Origin of the sequence: Streptomyces sp. TRM70350 (assembly GCF_019219825.1) — a bacterium.
Taxonomy (GTDB): Bacteria; Actinomycetota; Actinomycetes; order Streptomycetales; family Streptomycetaceae; genus Streptomyces.
The window spans coordinates 1-1,213 of record NZ_JAHUXH010000095.1; the positions used below are offsets into that span (position 1 = coordinate 1).

1 protein-coding gene is annotated in these 1,213 nt (G+C 76.5%); it reads left to right on the plus strand.

Going from position 1 to position 1,213, the window contains the following annotated elements:
- A partial coding sequence (locus tag KWI83_RS37695) for a type I polyketide synthase (RefSeq protein WP_256363393.1) occupies positions 1-1,213 on the plus strand: 1,213 nt, incomplete at both ends.

Sequence of the window (1,213 nt, forward strand, 5' to 3'; positions counted from 1 at the left end):
CCTGTGGGCGCCACCGAGCGCCATGACCTCCGGCGCCGACACCGCGCGTCTGGCCCGGGGCGGCGTCCTCCCCCTCCCCGCCGACCGGGGCCTGGAGCTGTTCGACGCCGCCTGCGCCGCCGAGGCACCGCTGACCGTCGCCGCGCGCCTGGACCTCACGGCGTTCCGCGCGCAGGGCACCCGCATGCCCGCCGTCCTGCGGAGCCTCGCGGGCGCCGCGGCCCGCCGCACGGCACGCGCCGGCGACGCCGGCACCCTGCGCGACCGCCTCGCCGCCCAGACCCCCGCCGAGCGGACCCGGACCGTGCTCGACCTGGTCCGTGGCCAGGCCGCCGCCGTCCTCGGACACGAGTCGGCCGCCGCCATCGCCGAGGACCGCGCCTTCCTCGAACTCGGCTTCGACTCCCTGACCGCCGTCGACCTGCGCAACCGTCTCGGCACGGTGACGGGCCTCCGCCTGCCCACCACCACCGTGTTCGACCACCCCAACCCGGCCGCCCTGACCCGGCACCTCCTCGCCGAGTTGCTCGGCGCCACGGCCGGCTCCTCCCCGACGGCCACCACCGCCGTACGGGCGGACGAGCCGATCGCCATCGTCGGCATGGCCTGCCGCTACCCCGGCGGAGTGGCCTCCCCCGAGGACCTGTGGCGCGTCGTCGCGGAGGGCCGGGACGTCATCTCCCCCTTCCCCGAGGACCGGGGCTGGGACCTCGATGCCCTGTACCACGCCGACCCCGACCACACGGGGACGAGCTACGCCCGCGAGGGCGGGTTCCTGCACGACGCCGCCGGGTTCGACGCCGAGTTCTTCGGTATCTCGCCGCGTGAGGCGCTGGCGATGGACCCGCAGCAGCGGCTGCTCCTGGAGGCGTCCTGGGAGGCCATCGAGCGCGCCGGCATCGACCCGGCCGCGCTGCGCGGCAGCGCCACCGGCGTCTTCGCCGGGCTGATGTACCACGACTACGCGGCCCGGCTCGGCACCACCCCGGACGGCCTCGAGGGCTACCTGGGCATGGGCAACTCGGGCAGCGTCGCCTCCGGCCGCATCTCCTACACCCTGGGCCTGGAGGGCCCGGCGGTCACCGTGGACACGGCGTGCTCCTCGTCCCTGGTCGCGCTGCACTGGGCGATCAGCGCGCTGCGGTCGGGGGAGTGCGACCTCGCCCTGGCGGGCGGCGTGTCCGTGATGGCGACCCCGGGCACGTTCGTGGAG